Below are 15,570 nucleotides of genomic sequence, written 5' to 3' on the forward strand. Positions count from 1 at the left end.
TAGCATAAATCTTAAAGCTAAACCAAATGACATTTCAAGAACAAATAGTAGAAGGAATTCCTGCCGTTTTACCACAAGCAAAAACGTACGAATCACAAATTAATCACGCTCCAAAGCGCAAAGAAATATTAACTGAGGAAGAGAAAAAATTAGCTTTAAAAAATGCTCTTCGCTATTTTCAGCCCCATCAGCATACTGACCTAATTCCTGAATTTAAAGAAGAATTAGAAAAATACGGACGTATTTATATGTATCGTCTACGCCCTGATTATGAAATGAAAGCTAGACCTATTACTGATTATCCAGGCAAAAGCCTACAGGCAAAAGCCATCATGCTTATGATTCAAAATAATTTAGACTATGCTGTAGCACAACACCCGCATGAATTAATCACTTACGGTGGTAATGGCGGTGTTTTTAGTAACTGGGCTCAGTATAGACTAACCATGAAATATTTAGCTGAAATGACGGACGAGCAAACACTTGTTATGTATTCAGGACATCCTATGGGGTTATTCCCTTCTCATAAAGACGCTCCAAGAGTAGTCGTTACAAACGGCATGATGATTCCTAATTATTCCAAATCCGATGATTGGGAGCGTTTTAATGCTTTAGGAGTCACTCAGTACGGTCAGATGACAGCAGGAAGCTATATGTATATTGGGCCCCAAGGAATTGTACACGGAACAACGATTACCGTTTTGAATGGATTTAGAAAAATCAATAAAAACCCAAATGGAGGTTTATTTGTTACGTCTGGATTGGGAGGAATGAGTGGTGCTCAACCAAAAGCAGGAACAATTGCAGGATGTGTAACTGTTTGTGCTGAAGTAAATCCTAAAATAACTAAAATACGTCACGAACAAGGGTGGATTCATGAAATATATGAAGACATCAATAACTTAATTAATCGTGTTAAAAAAGCATTGGAAGCTAAAGAAGTCGTTTCATTGGCTTACTTAGGGAACGTGGTAGATGTATGGGAACGTTTTGATGAAGAAAACCTACATATTGATCTAGGTTCAGATCAAACATCCCTACACAATCCTTGGGCAGGTGGTTATTATCCAGTAGGCATCTCATTTGAAGAAGCTAACGAAATGATGGCTAACAACCCTGAACAGTTTAAAATAGAAGTTCAAAAAACATTACGTCGTCACGCAGAAGCTATAAACAAACACACCGCAAAAGGAACCTACTTCTTTGATTATGGAAATGCGTTCCTTCTAGAAGCCTCACGCGCAGGTGCTGATGTTATGGCTGAAAACCCAACTTTGGGCAGAGAGTTTAAATACCCTTCCTATGTTCAAGATATTATGGGACCTATGTGTTTTGATTACGGGTTTGGTCCTTTCCGTTGGGTTTGTACATCTGGAAAACCCGAAGACTTACAAAAAACAGACAACATAGCTTGCCAAGTTCTGGAAGAAATGATGCAAAATTCACCAGAAGAAATCCAACAACAAATGGCGGATAATATCCAATGGATTAAAGGCGCACAACAAAACAAATTAGTTGTAGGATCACAAGCACGTATTTTATATGCTGATGCTGAAGGACGCACTAAAATTGCACAAGCATTCAACAATGCCATTCGCAAAGGAGAAATCGGCCCTGTCGTTTTAGGGCGTGATCATCATGATGTTTCTGGTACCGATTCCCCATATCGTGAAACATCTAATATTTACGATGGTTCTCGATTTACAGCCGATATGGCAATTCATAACGTCATAGGCGACAGCTTCCGTGGCGCCACTTGGGTTTCTATACACAACGGAGGGGGCGTAGGCTGGGGAGAAGTAATTAATGGTGGTTTTGGTATGTTATTAGACGGTTCAAACGATAGTGAAAGAAGACTAAAATCTATGCTCTTCTGGGATGTTAATAATGGTATTTCAAGAAGAAGTTGGGCAAGAAATGAAGGGGCTATTTTTGCTATCAAAAGAGCAATGGAACAAGAACCTTTATTAAAAGTAACCTTACCTAACTTAGTTGACGAAACCCTCTTATAAAATTAAATATTTGCTTTGGTATGTTTTTTGTTGTAATTTTATAACAGTCTCTTAAAATTTTCAATACGATGAAAACGATAAAATTGCTAATGCTAATCGGTTTTTTCATGCTTACAGCATGCAGTTCTGTGTATGTAAATACGGACTATGATAAAAGAGCTCACTTTGATCAGTACAAAACTTTTGCCTATCTCAAAAGCGGAATTGACAAAGCTGAGATATCAGATTTAGATAAAAAAAGAATACTCTATGCTTTAGATGAAGTTTTAATTTCCAAAGGTTTTACAAAATCTGAAAATGCAGATATACTCATCAGCTTTTTCACAAAAGAAAAAGAACGTGTAGACTACTACAATAATTGGGGATGGAATATGGGATGGAATAATCCTTGGTGGGGGGCTGGTTTTAACTATTCAATGCCTATTACCTCTATAGAAGGCACACTAATTATTGATATTATAGACGCTAAAACCCAAGAATTAATCTGGCAAGGAAAAGGCTCTGGATATTTAACAGACGATGTAAATAAAAAGGATGTCCGCATTAAAGAATTTGTTTCCAAAATACTTGAGAAATATCCCCCTCAAATAAAAAACTAAGTCAGGGTGTAAAAAACAGTAGGTTAACGTCTAGTTTATCCCTTCGACAACGGGAGAAGCCACATTATCAAGACTATGTGATTTCTCCCTTTGGTTGAAATAACAAGATACAACCTTTTAGCCCTCTCATTATTAAGACGAACTTTATCCTTTTTTAACCCCAGATTATGCGTTAGACTTTTTCGATGAAAATAAAACAGACACAGATTTCCTTTACCCATCTGTAATAAATTTCTAATACACAATCTGGGTTGAAATATCAATAAAATATTTTTACTCCAGTTGCATTGCTAAAAATGAAAGACATCCAAAACCGATCCGACATAGAATTATTAGTGAATACTTTCTACGACAAAGTAAAAATTGACGTTCTAATAGGTCCTATTTTTAACGGTGTTATAAAAGATTGGACTCCTCATTTAAACAAAATGTATAACTTTTGGGAAACCCTGTTACTAGAAGTACATTCCTATTCAGGTGCTCCTTTTCCTCCTCATGCTAAAATGCCCTTAGAAAAAATACATTTTGACCGTTGGATGGAACTATTCAAAAACACTATAGATCAATTATTTACAGGCGAAAAAGCAAACGAAGCAAAATGGAGAGCTGGTAAAATGTCTGAATTATTTCAATATAAAATTGAATATTTTAAAAAAGCCAATCATCAACCGCTATTATAGCACTATCATTATTTTAAATTTTAAATTCGTTATAAAAAGGCTTATTTTTGCTCAAACAAGTAATTAAGATATGGAAATCCATTTTGAAAGCAATCCCTTAATCGACCGATTACCTCAACATTTAAAGCAATTTATCATCCCACAAAATTACGAGGACTACACTCCTATTAATCAAGCGGTTTGGCGTTATGTAATGCGTAAAAATGTAGATTATCTTTCAAAAGTTGCACATGATTCTTATCTAAAGGGGCTTCAACAAACAGGTATAGATACAAATAACATTCCTAATATGTACGGAATGAATCGTATTCTAAAAGAAATTGGATGGGCTGCAGTAGCTGTAGACGGTTTCATACCTCCTAGTGCCTTTATGGAATTTCAAGCATATAATGTATTAGTAATTGCTTGCGATATTCGCCAATTAGAACATATAGAATACACCCCAGCCCCTGATATTATTCACGAAGGAGCAGGTCATGCCCCTATCATTGCAAATCCAGAATATGCGGAATATTTAAGACGCTTTGGAGAAATTGGTTGTAAAGCCATCTCTTCTGCAAGAGATTACGAACTATACGAAGCCATTCGTTTGCTTTCTATTCTGAAAGAAGCCGAAAACACGCCTGAAGAAGAAATAAAAAAAGCAGAAGAACAAGTTTACTTCCTTCAAAACAATATGGGAGAACCTTCTGAAATGGCTCAAATAAGAAACTTACATTGGTGGACTGTTGAATATGGCTTAATAGGAACTATCGAAACCCCTAAAATATACGGAGCAGGATTACTTTCCTCAATAGGAGAAAGCGAATGGTGCATGACTGATAATGTAAAAAAAATCCCTTATAACCTAAGTGCTGCCAATCAGAGTTTTGACATTACAAAACCTCAACCACAGTTGTATGTAACCCCTGATTTTGCCCATTTAAGTTTAGTTTTAGAAGAGTTTGCAAACAAAATGGCATTACGAACAGGAGGCTTATCAAGCATACAAAAACTGATAAACTCAAAAGCTTTAGGAACTATTGAATTAAGCACTGGTTTGCAAATTTCGGGTGTATTTACCAACGTAATAGAAAATGAAAACAAACCTGTTTACATTCAATCAACAGGAAAAACAGCCTTATCTTATCGCGAAAAGGAATTAGTAGGTCACGGAACCCAATACCACGCTGAAGGTTTTGGCTCACCTATAGGAAAACTAAAAGGAATTAACCTTGCTATTGAAGACATGAGTCCTCGCGACTTACGTGCTTATGATATTTATGAAGGAAAACAAATTACACTAGAGTTTGAAGAAGATATTAAAGTTACAGGTGAAATCATTACAGGCACACGCAATATACAAGGAAAAATATTAATTATTAAATTCAAAAACTGTACTGTTACATACGGGCAGCAAGTATTATTCCAGCCTGAATGGGGAATTTATGATATGGCTGTAGGAAAAGAAATTATTTCTGCATTTTCTGGACCAGCAGATGCAAATAGTTTTGATATGATTAGCCATGTACCTTCAACTAAAACTATCAAACAACAAAAATCAGCTGAACGAGAGGAATTAGAACAATTATATTTAAATGTTCGAAATATTCGAGAAGAGAAAAAAGCTAACATAACGCTAAACCAAATTTTTGATATATTAACAAATAACCACCCAAACGATTGGTTACTAGCTATAGAAATTATAGAAATAGCACATAAGGAAAACAATGATGATTTAGCAAACAAAATACTGAATTATCTAGAAAATGTTAAAATTAAAAGACCAGAAACAAAAAAACTTATACAAAACGGTTTGGACTTGATTTTTAAAAAAGTTTTCACATAATGTAACTTTTGTCACACAAAAATAATTTAAGAGCCCATACATTTGATGAAAAATCAAAAGGTATGGGCTTTTTTAGGTTTCTAGGTTTCGACAAAAAGAATGATTTACAGAACTTTATCAATAAAGGAGCTGTCATTGTAGATGTAAGAACAGCTAATGAATATGCTTCTGGACATATCTCGGGATCAAAAAACATTCCTCTTGACACCATTAAACAACAAGCAGAAAACATCAAAAAGTTAAACAAGCCTGTAATTGCCTGTTGCCGTAGTGGTATGCGTAGCAGTCAAGCAGTTTCTATACTTAAACAACACAATATTGAGTGTATAAACGGCGGGAGTTGGGATAGTTTACAAAATAAGCTATAATTTTCTTCATATCAAGATACCACATTATTAGTTTTTTTTTAAAATGAAGGCTGTCTAAATTAGATAGCCTTTTTAACGATTAACTTCCAATCAAAATCTATAATAATTATATTCAGACGGGACCAGTTATAAACAAAAAAAATCCCAGAGTTACCTCTGGGACTAGTCGCACTAATAAACTAAGATGATAGGTTTATCGTAATCGATCCACAGATTTTACAAGATCTTCATCCTTTTTAATGGCTTTGTTAGCTAAAACTAACAACAAGATAGTAATTACAGGAAGAAACATCCCAATACCCTTCACAGGAGCCTGAGCTCCTCCAGATAAATTTAGTGTACGATACACAAATAATCCTAGTAAAATTAAGTTTAATATCATATTCAATCTGTTCAATACAAATTGAGTTTGTCTTTTCTTAAACGACAATACACTCATCAAAGATAAGGATGTACTCAGACCAAAAAATATAGTATATGTAATATTTGTCATAAAATACACATCTTTACTCCCCTCTCTCCAAAGAGGAAACACAAAGGGCAAAACGGCCATTATAACAAAAGCCAAAAGTAAATACACACTTTGAATTCTTTGAATCATCTTTTTTAGTATCTTGATACAAAAATATATTTTCTTTTTTAAAAAAACTATTGTTTCCTTAATAAAATTTTGTATTATTGCAAGAACAATCCGTAAGCACTTCATACTTCGGAACATAAGTTTCAAAAAATCAATTTTTAAACCCCATTTTTTTAAGCTAACTATACTTTATGTTTGATATTTCTGTATTAAAAGAAATGAAGCTAAATGAATTGCAAGAAATTGCAAAAGCAGCAAAAATCAAGAATTTTAAAACCCTTAAAAAGGATGATTTAATTTATCAAATACTTGATTTTCAAGCTTCAAACCCTGAAAAATTAACTCCAGAAGCCAATAGTACTTCTGAAGACACTTCAAAACCTAAACGAACCCGTATGGTTAAAGACAAAAAAGAAGTATCAGAACCTGAAAAAGTCGATGCAATTCAAGAAACGACTCTTTTTACTGAAGAATTAGAAGATAAAAAAACTTCTAAAAAAGTAACTAATAAAAAAACAAGTACTCATTCAGAAGAAGTTACTGAACAAAAGAAAGAGGCTTTTCTGAAAAAGCCAAAAAACCAGTCCTTTTCTAAAGATAAAAAGAAAACATCTGAAACAGAGGAAAACATTACCCAATCTTTTTCAACAGAAGAAGTAAACGTAATAATAGATCCGCAAAAAGACCAAACAGAAAGAACAATTGAGGTAATAGAAACAACATCCGAACAACCCAACGATTCTAATACCGAAACAGAGCAAACACAGTCTACTGAGTTAAACAAAAGCAAACACAGTCAGAACAACCAAAATCCTAAATACAAGAAAACAACTAATTTCAGAGAACCTGATTATGAGTTTGAAGGAATTATAGAAAGCGAAGGAGTGCTAGAAATGATGCCTGATGGATATGGCTTCCTACGTTCTTCCGACTATAACTATTTAGCCTCTCCTGACGACATTTATTTATCAACTTCTCAAATTAGGTTATTTGGATTAAAAACAGGAGACACAGTAAAAGGGGTCGTTCGCCCACCAAAAGAAGGAGAAAAATATTTCCCTTTAGTCAAAGTTCTAAAAATCAATGGTCATAACCCACAAGTCGTTCGAGATCGCGTTTCATTTGATCATTTAACCCCTGTTTTTCCTACCGAAAAATTCAAACTAGCCGAAAAAGGCAGTTCTATATCTACTCGTATTATAGATTTATTTTCTCCTATTGGCAAAGGACAGCGTGGTATGATTGTAGCACAACCCAAAACAGGTAAAACTATGTTACTAAAAGACATAGCCAATGCAATTGCTGCAAATCATCCAGAAGTATACATGATTGTATTACTAATAGACGAACGTCCTGAGGAAGTTACAGATATGCAACGTAGCGTGCGCGCTGAAGTGGTTGCTTCTACATTTGATCGCGAACCACAAGAACACGTTAAGATTGCCAATATTGTACTTGAAAAAGCAAAACGCTTAGTTGAATGTGGTCATGATGTAGTTATTTTACTAGACTCCATTACACGCCTAGCACGCGCATACAATACGGTACAACCAGCTTCTGGTAAAGTATTAAGTGGAGGTGTTGACGCTAATGCCTTACAAAAACCTAAACGCTTCTTTGGTGCTGCTCGTAATGTAGAAAACGGTGGATCATTAAGCATTATTGCAACTGCTTTAACAGAAACGGGCTCTAAAATGGACGAAGTAATCTTTGAAGAGTTTAAAGGTACTGGTAACATGGAGCTTCAATTAGATCGTAAAATAGCCAATCGTCGTATTTTCCCTTCTGTAGATCTTACCTCATCTAGTACACGTCGTGACGACCTTTTATTAGACGAAAAAACCATTCAGCGTATGTGGATCATGCGTAAATACTTAGCAGACATGAACTCTGTAGAAGCAATGGAATTTATTAATGATCGCTTTAAAAAGACCCGAAATAATGAAGAATTTTTAATATCTATGAATGATTAAATAGTACCCTAAAAATACAGCTCACCTATATAAAATAGTATGAAATAAGCTCAATTTTTTATATTACATCCATTTGAACTTTCTAAAGATTTCAGAAAAAATATTACATAATTCACTATATTTTAGGTAGTTATTTAGAACAAGTGTTCGCTATTTTTAGACATAAACTTTCTAAAAACCATTCCAATTCAATTGGTTATAAATAAAAAAGGCAGTGCAAAATGCACTGCTTTTTTATTGTCAATCCCAAAATTACGCATTAGAATCGAATGTAGATAACATACAAAATAGATGTATCACAGATAAAAAAGGAATAAATCTAAAGAAGTTGTATTTCTTGAAATCAACATAAAAACACTATTTATAACACCTCTTTTTTATATATTCTTTATTTTTTTAGCTTATTTATCAGAAATCTATTAATATTTTAATAACGTTAGAATCTACAACATAAAACCTAACCATACGAGCAATCCTTCATCAAAGTTTAAAATCAGCTTCTGTTTTTACCTCTCCTCCATTATATTCTACTTTCCACCCTATAGAGTGAGTCACTAATAATATCTTAGATAGCTCACTTATTAAACGATTTTGAGCATTGGACTTTAAAGTAGATTTCTGAATTTTTTTAGTTAAATCTATTTTAACTTTTTTAGTAATTGCATTAAAATCTGCTCCTGTAAATTCATTAAATTTACTTTGTTCAATATCATAATACTGGATATCAGGACTGATTTTTATTTCTTCTTTTGGTATAGAAATAATTCGTATGACTTTCGCCTTTTCGTTAATTTCATATTTCATTTGACGCAAGTCATAAGCCACAGTTACATCCGAATTCACAACCACCAAAGCCTTTTTATCAAATGAAATTAATCCTCCTAAATAACGATCCTCATCTTTAAAAGTTAAAATTTGCGAATAATGACCTTCCGTTACAACTAATTTCCCTACATTTTTAATCTGTTCTTGAATTAGATTAGAATTGTATTCCATTGTAGTATTTTCTTTATCTGTAAAATATTGGTATGCAAAAAAAGTTAGTACTAAAAATAGCAATCCAAAAAACAGTTTTTTATACAGTTGAATCATAATTAAAAGGATAAATGGGGGAGTTTTTGTATTAATATCTGTGTTTTAATTTTCAGTTTTTCTAAAAAAATTTGATGGCTTTCTGTATTAGAATTAAAAGGACGATGTGCAAGACTTTTTTGAATTCCCTCTATTTCAATCATCAAAGATTTCGTTTCTGCATTAAAATAGGCTTCTGAAAATCGTTCCCAAATATAATCCACAGCAAGAATACTAGGGTGCAACATATCCTTCTCATAAAACCTGTAATCACGCAATTCATCCATCATAATCTCATAACTAGGAAAATAGGCTTCTTCTGATTTCGTAAGAGAAAGCAATTTATGAAGTGCTGAAAATAAATTCCCTTTACTTACATTGTTTTCAAAAAAACCATCTTTTATATGTCGTACTGGAGAAATAGTGAAAATAAATTTTATGTTTGGATTTAACGATTTTACTAATGAAATCATATTGGTTAAACTTTGCTGAATATCCTCTACAGAAAGCAACTCCTTAACAAACTCTTTTTGTGGTATCTTATGACAATTAGCAACCACTTCGCCTGTTCTATTAGCTCTATAAATCCACGAAGTACCTAAGGTAACTACACAATGGGTTAAGGTTCTAATTTGTATATTTATAGATTCAATTAAAGTATTAAGTATTTTTAAAAAAGATTCTTTATCTGGATTTGAGAGTTCTGAATGTATTTCAAAACAATGCCATAAATCATTATGATAAAAAATATCATCTTCCGTAAAATATTTTTTTTCTACGACTCTTTTAATTAACGTTTCGATTGAAATAGGGTTAAAAATTATCCCAAAGGGATTTACTGTGGTCTTAAATTTAAAATAGCTAAATTTGTTGCCTATGTTTTCTGAAAAACAAGAACCTAATAACAATAAATCGGATTGATAATTTATTGCTTGATTGGTTTTGTTAATTGGTATTTTCAAGGAAAAAATCATGTTCAAAACTACAAATATTTTAGCAATCCTCTAAACAACAATTCTATAGAAATGGATATTTTATTTCAATATTTAAAAAAACATTATAAACTTTTAGCGATTGCTTTATTAATGGCAGGTATGAATATTTGTTTTAGTCTAAGCGACTCGATCATTACAGGTAAAATCATGCAAGATTGCGGTGTAGGCATAGAAAAGTATAAAGGAAATCACTGGGCATTTATAAAAGCGGTTGGTTTTTGGCTAGGACTATCCATCGTAATGGCTATGATTTCTCGGATTACTAAAAACTTTCAAGATTATTTTACCAGTATTGTTATTCAACGTACAGGAGCTGAAATGTATACCGATGGGATTAAAAAATCATTGGATTTACCTTATGCCCAATTTGAAGACCAACGCAGTGGTGAAACTCTTAATAAATTGCAAAAAGTTCGAATTGATTCCGAAAAGCTAATTAACCTGTCTATTTCTTTGATTTTCCAAACGATTGTGGGTTTTATTTTTGTTTTTTTATACATAGCTCGTATTGATATAAAAATTTCAATCATATTTATTATTACGGCTCCCATCATTGGTTTTGTTAGTTCTATTTTAGGTAAAAAAATAAAAGCTGTATCAAGAAATATTGTAACCCAAACCAATGCCCTGGCGGGATCAACTACTGAAAGTTTACGAAACATAGAATTAGTAAAAAGCCTTGGATTGACGCAACAAGAGGAAGCTCGCCTGAATCAGAATACTCTTAGAATCTTGGGACTTGAACTCCAAAAAATACGTTATATCCGTAGTTTGAGTTTTATACAAGGAACAACTGTTCATTTTATGCGAACCCTAGTTGTTTTTACTCTTTATTATTTTGTTTTTCAAGGAAAAATAGTGGTTGGCGATTTATTAACGATGACTTTTTTTACTTTTTTTATTTTTAATCCTTTACAAGAAATGAGTCAGTTTATCATTGTGAAAAATGAAACAAAAGTTTCTTTAGATAATTTTAAAAGATTATTAGACCAAGAATCTGAATACAAACCTAGTTCTCCAAAAAATATTGGAACAATAGAAAAATTAACGTTCAATCAGGTAAGTTTCAAACACCAATCAGCTCATTTTAAAGCGGTTGAAAACATTTCTTTTGAAATAAAAAAAGGTGAAACCGTTGCATTCGTAGGTCCTTCAGGATCAGGTAAAACAACATTGGTAAAACTCCTTGTAGGGCTTTACAAACCCAACGAAGGAACTATTGCCTATAACGATATAAACGAAACCGAAGTAGAATTACTAGAAATTAGAAAACAATTAGGATTTGTAACACAAGATGCGCAGCTTTTTTCAGGAACTATTAAAGAAAATTTACTTTTCGTCAAACCCGATGCCACTGACAATGACTTGTTAAACGCCCTAGAACAAGCTAGTTGTCAAAATCTTTTAACCCGAGCAGAAAAGGGTATAAATACAACTATTGGCGAAGGAGGAATTAAGGTGTCAGGGGGTGAAAAACAACGTTTATCGATCGCTCGGGCTATTTTACGCAATCCAAACCTTCTGATTTTTGATGAAGCAACGTCTGCCTTAGATTCCATTACAGAAGAGGCTATTAATGAAACCATCAAGTCTATATCTAACAACAACCGTATAACGGTTCTAATTGCCCATCGCTTATCTACAATTATGCACGCTGATAAAATTTTTGTTCTTGAAAAAGGAAAAATAATTGAAAAAGGAAAACACGAGGAATTAGTGGAAAGCAAAGGACTCTATTATGCGATGTGGAGACAACAAATAGGCGAAAGAAAGTCAAATATAATAGCTTAATTTTTTTAAATTCTAAAAATTTTTAAACCCAGATTATGCTTAAACTTTGTAATAAAAAGGGCAAAGAGAGCAAAAAGACACCGATTTTTTTTACCGCAGTTGTCGTTTTACTCTATTGAGGGGCAAAAAATGAAGTACTTTTATAAATTCAAAGTCCTTTTTTATCTGTAATAAATTTCTAATGCGTAATCTGGGGTAAATCCAAAATAGCCACTTTGTCTATGAAAATACGCTATTTGTACACTTTTACAGAAAAAGTTACCTTTGAAAAAATAAAACTCGTTTTAAAAAGAAAATTTTAAAAAAACAGAGAAATATAAAATTTGTTAAAGGCCTTAAATACTCTAAACAAAATATGAAATTTTTAATACAATTAGCCTATAAATATTGGCCTTCTTTATACAAGAAAAGATATTACAAAACCCTTGCCTCTTTAAGTACTGGAAACTATAAATGTGAACCGGAATTATTATTGATCCATCAGCTTTTACAAGAAAACTCGGTTTTTGTAGATATAGGAACCAATAAAGGAATTTATTTATATCAAGCTGAGAAGAAGATCAAAACGGGTAAAATTTTTGGTTTTGAACCAAATGAATCATTAGTCGATTATATTCAGCCTTTATTTCCTAAAATTAAACTATTCCCCTTAGCTGCTTCTTCTACAACAGGTACTTCTATATTACATATTCCTAAAAAAGAAAATGGCTTACAGGACACACGTGCTTCTTTAGAAAACATGGGAGATGAAGTAGAAAAAATTGAAATCAAAACAATAACGTTGGATGATTGGGTTTCTCAAAATAAAATAGAAAAGTTAGATGTAGTAAAAATTGATGTCGAAGGACATGAATTTGACACCGTTAAAGGCAGTAAAAATATTCTAGAAAAATTACGCCCAACATTTATTATTGAAATTGAGTTACGTCATGCGCACTATCCTATCCAAGAAATTTTTGATTTCATAAACAGTTTTGGTTATGAAGTTTTTTATTTCAATCGAAAATCATTGATTTTACAACCTTTTACCATTTCTTTATTACCTGACTTTCAAAAAGATGAATATTTAAATGATTTTAATCGCTATATAAATAATTTTATTTTCATTCCTAAATAATTTAAAAGTCATAAGCAACGGCATAATTAAAAAACAATTAGCATCAAGAACGTAAAAGCAGGTTACCCCCCAATTAGACAACTTGTATAAACTTTGGGTACTTGGTTAAATGTCCTATAAGTCTATGGAAATTTATAAAATAAGTAGTTAAATGAGTGTTGTAGCAAGACAGAGTATAAAATACAGTATCATAGGATACTTAAGTACTGTAGTAGGTATATTTTCTACCGTATTTTTATATCCGTATGATTTAGATTTTTCGGGTAAACTACAGTTTGTGTATCAAACTGCTTTATTAATTTTACCTTTGGTAGCCTTGGGAATCATGCACGCTAATGTGCGATTTTTTCCACAAATGTCACAAAACAATACGCAACAAAACTTATTCAAATTTTCTATTGTTTTTATTATTAGTAATTTTTCATTAGGATTCATATTATTAGGATTCACAATAATACTCTTTCCATCCCTCCAATCAACTGATTTTTACATTTATTCTCCTTATATCCTTTCAATAGCATTACTCCTTTCATTAATACAATTAACATCTAAATACATTTCTATAAAGAAACGAATTGTTATCCCTAATATTTTTGAAAATCTATTTCCTAAATTGGGAATGGTAACGGCCTTTACGTTATTGATTTGGGATAAATTACAAGAAAGCAAGGCCTTATGGATCTTTGTTGGCTTTTTTGTAATCGCTTTTTTAGGTATGATCGTTTATCTTAATCGCCTAGAAAAACTGACCCAAAAAATGGATTTTACTTTTTTAAAAAAGGATCAATTTGGGAAGGCCCTTTTTATTTATTCCTTTTATACATTTTTAGGAAGTATGGGCTCTGTAATTGCACTGAACATTGACACCTATATGATTGGCGAAATGTTAACCTTTCAAGAGGTTTCTATCTACAATACTTCTCTTAATTTGGTTCGAATGATCACTGTTCCTGCCTTAGGTGTTTATACTATTTCAGCTCCTATTATTGCACAGTATATAGCCGAAAACAAACTACAAGAGTTAAAAACCTTACATCATAAAACGTCCTTGTATTTATTTGTAATTGGCATCGTATTATTTGGTTTAGTAGCCGTTGGAATTGAAGATTTATTTGCTTTGATGAAAAATGGAGATAAATTAGCCAAAGGCTTACCCGTATTATATATCATGGGATTTGCTTTGTTATTTGATTTAGCTACAGGTTTTAATGGTTATATTATTACAAATTCTAAATATTATAAATTTAATAATACCACAACCGTTGCGTTGGCCTTGTTGACTATAATCTCTAATCTTATTTTTTTATTTTGGTTTAAATTAGGTATTATTGGTGTTTCTATTGCTACTGCTATTTCTCTGACTACCTACAATCTAATAAAAATTTATTTCAATTATAAAAAATTTGGTGTACATCCTTTTAGTTGGAAATTTTTACATTTGTTTTTCGTATTAATCATCGTCCTCATTATTGGTCGCTTCTTACCTAATACTCCCTATAAATTTATTAATTTATGCTACAAACCTTTTGTGGGACTTATTGTTTTTGCTGTAGCCAATGGAATTTTTAAAATTGTTCCTATAAAGGAGGTTTTACCGAAATCATTAATGCGGTAAAAGAGAATAATCTATTGGTTCGATAAATCCTAATAACAAATTATAAAAATCCTTTACACTCAATAAAAAAACAGTTTATTGTACTGATTTACAAAACCTTTACACAAATATACTTTATAAAGAATAATTTTGTGTGTAAATTTGTAAGAAACAAAATCTCATGAAAATAAAAATCTCCGCAATTCAGTTAGCCGAAATTATTAATATTAAAGATTTCAAAGATGAGTTAGAGGGAGCTAATTATAGTTTTTCTGGCTCAGAGTTTTTTAAGCAAATAGAACAAAATAAATTTATTTATTTATTAGATTACGGTGTGGTTGTTTTTGCCAATTTTAGCCCTGAAGAAGAAACCGAATGGTTACAAAAAATAAAAAGACATCAGGAATCGCCAATAGATATGCTTTTAAAAGAGAGGTATTTTATTATAATAAAGGAAGAAAATATAAATTTTGAAGTTAAAAACAATGAAGTTCTCTTACCTGAATTAGACAGTTCAGCTATACGAATAATTATGCTGAATGTGGCGCAATCAGTAGCATTAGAATATTATGAGATCCTTACAGGCAAATTGGTTTCTTCTACTAAAGAATTCATTCTCCAACTAGAAAATACTGGAAATATTAATATTTCTAAAAAGAATCTTTTAAAATACATAGGTCAAGTACTAAACGTAAAAAACAGTATTGTAGATAACTTATATATACTAGACGATCCTAACTCCGTATGGGAAAACGAAAAACTAGATGCTTTGAACAAAAAAATGAAATCCAATTTTGAAATTTTACCCCGTTTTAAAGACGTCGATTACCGTCTTTCTATCGTTGAAAACAATCTAAAAATATTTACCGAAGTTTTAAATGTAAAAGAAAGTTCTCGTTTAGAGTGGATCATTATCTTATTAATTACCTTTGAAATAATAATGTCCTTTATAAAACATTAGA

13 protein-coding genes are annotated in these 15,570 nt (G+C 32.0%); 10 read left to right on the top strand and 3 right to left on the bottom strand.

Going from position 1 to position 15,570, the window contains the following annotated elements; all coding sequences use genetic code 11:
* Nucleotides 1-26 precede the first annotated feature (26 nt).
* From HUE53_RS02670 to HUE53_RS02690, 5 genes are all read left to right on the top strand, one after another.
* Nucleotides 27-2,012 carry a urocanate hydratase gene (locus HUE53_RS02670; RefSeq protein WP_065213104.1) on the top strand — a complete coding sequence of 662 codons (1,986 nt, stop codon included), beginning with the start codon at nt 27-29 and terminating at the stop codon, nt 2,010-2,012.
* Nucleotides 2,013-2,080: 68 nt separating this feature from the next.
* Nucleotides 2,081-2,611: a DUF4136 domain-containing protein gene (locus HUE53_RS02675; protein ID WP_065213103.1), complete on the top strand. Its 531-nt coding sequence runs from the start codon at nt 2,081-2,083 to the stop codon at nt 2,609-2,611.
* A 296-nt stretch (nt 2,612-2,907) separates the two neighbouring features.
* Complete coding sequence (locus tag HUE53_RS02680) at nt 2,908-3,291, top strand: group III truncated hemoglobin (protein ID WP_077225871.1); 384 nt, start codon at nt 2,908-2,910, stop codon at nt 3,289-3,291.
* 70 nt (nt 3,292-3,361) lie between these two features.
* The gene (locus HUE53_RS02685; protein ID WP_192188684.1) at nt 3,362-5,119 is read left to right on the top strand and encodes an aromatic amino acid hydroxylase; all 1,758 of its coding nucleotides are present in this window, start codon (nt 3,362-3,364) and stop codon (nt 5,117-5,119) included.
* Between the two features lie 8 nt (nt 5,120-5,127).
* Nucleotides 5,128-5,487, top strand: coding sequence for a rhodanese-like domain-containing protein (locus HUE53_RS02690; protein ID WP_014166207.1), 360 nt, complete (start codon nt 5,128-5,130; stop codon nt 5,485-5,487).
* A 193-nt stretch (nt 5,488-5,680) separates the two neighbouring features.
* On the opposite strand, the gene HUE53_RS02695 is transcribed toward HUE53_RS02690, so the two are convergent.
* Nucleotides 5,681-6,088, bottom strand: coding sequence for a DUF4293 domain-containing protein (locus HUE53_RS02695; RefSeq protein ID WP_041253511.1), 408 nt, complete (start codon nt 6,086-6,088; stop codon nt 5,681-5,683).
* Nucleotides 6,089-6,258: 170 nt separating this feature from the next.
* Here HUE53_RS02695 and rho point away from each other — a divergent pair, with 170 nt between their 5' ends.
* On the top strand, nt 6,259-8,040 hold the full coding sequence (rho, locus tag HUE53_RS02700) for a transcription termination factor Rho (RefSeq protein ID WP_014166209.1): 1,782 nt from the start codon (nt 6,259-6,261) through the stop codon (nt 8,038-8,040).
* 480 nt (nt 8,041-8,520) lie between these two features.
* On the opposite strand, the gene HUE53_RS02705 is transcribed toward rho, so the two are convergent.
* The gene (locus tag HUE53_RS02705; RefSeq protein ID WP_192188685.1) at nt 8,521-9,132 is read right to left on the bottom strand and encodes a DUF4230 domain-containing protein; all 612 of its coding nucleotides are present in this window, start codon (nt 9,130-9,132) and stop codon (nt 8,521-8,523) included.
* Nucleotides 9,133-9,134: 2 nt separating this feature from the next.
* On the bottom strand, nt 9,135-10,085 hold the full coding sequence (locus HUE53_RS02710) for a GSCFA domain-containing protein (RefSeq protein WP_041253264.1): 951 nt from the start codon (nt 10,083-10,085) through the stop codon (nt 9,135-9,137).
* Nucleotides 10,086-10,136: 51 nt separating this feature from the next.
* Here HUE53_RS02710 and HUE53_RS02715 point away from each other — a divergent pair, with 51 nt between their 5' ends.
* From HUE53_RS02715 to HUE53_RS02730, 4 genes are all read left to right on the top strand, one after another.
* A complete protein-coding gene (locus HUE53_RS02715) occupies nt 10,137-11,897 on the top strand; it encodes an ABC transporter ATP-binding protein (protein WP_041253512.1) in 1,761 nt (586 codons plus the stop codon).
* Nucleotides 11,898-12,252: 355 nt separating this feature from the next.
* Nucleotides 12,253-13,014 carry an FkbM family methyltransferase gene (locus tag HUE53_RS02720; protein ID WP_014166213.1) on the top strand — a complete coding sequence of 254 codons (762 nt, stop codon included), beginning with the start codon at nt 12,253-12,255 and terminating at the stop codon, nt 13,012-13,014.
* A gap of 151 nt (nt 13,015-13,165) precedes the next feature.
* Nucleotides 13,166-14,629: a lipopolysaccharide biosynthesis protein gene (locus HUE53_RS02725; protein ID WP_014166214.1), complete on the top strand. Its 1,464-nt coding sequence runs from the start codon at nt 13,166-13,168 to the stop codon at nt 14,627-14,629.
* A 160-nt stretch (nt 14,630-14,789) separates the two neighbouring features.
* Nucleotides 14,790-15,569, top strand: coding sequence for an RMD1 family protein (locus tag HUE53_RS02730; protein ID WP_014166215.1), 780 nt, complete (start codon nt 14,790-14,792; stop codon nt 15,567-15,569).
* The last annotated feature ends 1 nt before the right edge of the window (nt 15,570 follow it).

This window comes from Flavobacterium columnare (assembly GCF_014844295.1).
Taxonomy (GTDB): Bacteria; Bacteroidota; Bacteroidia; order Flavobacteriales; family Flavobacteriaceae; genus Flavobacterium; species Flavobacterium columnare.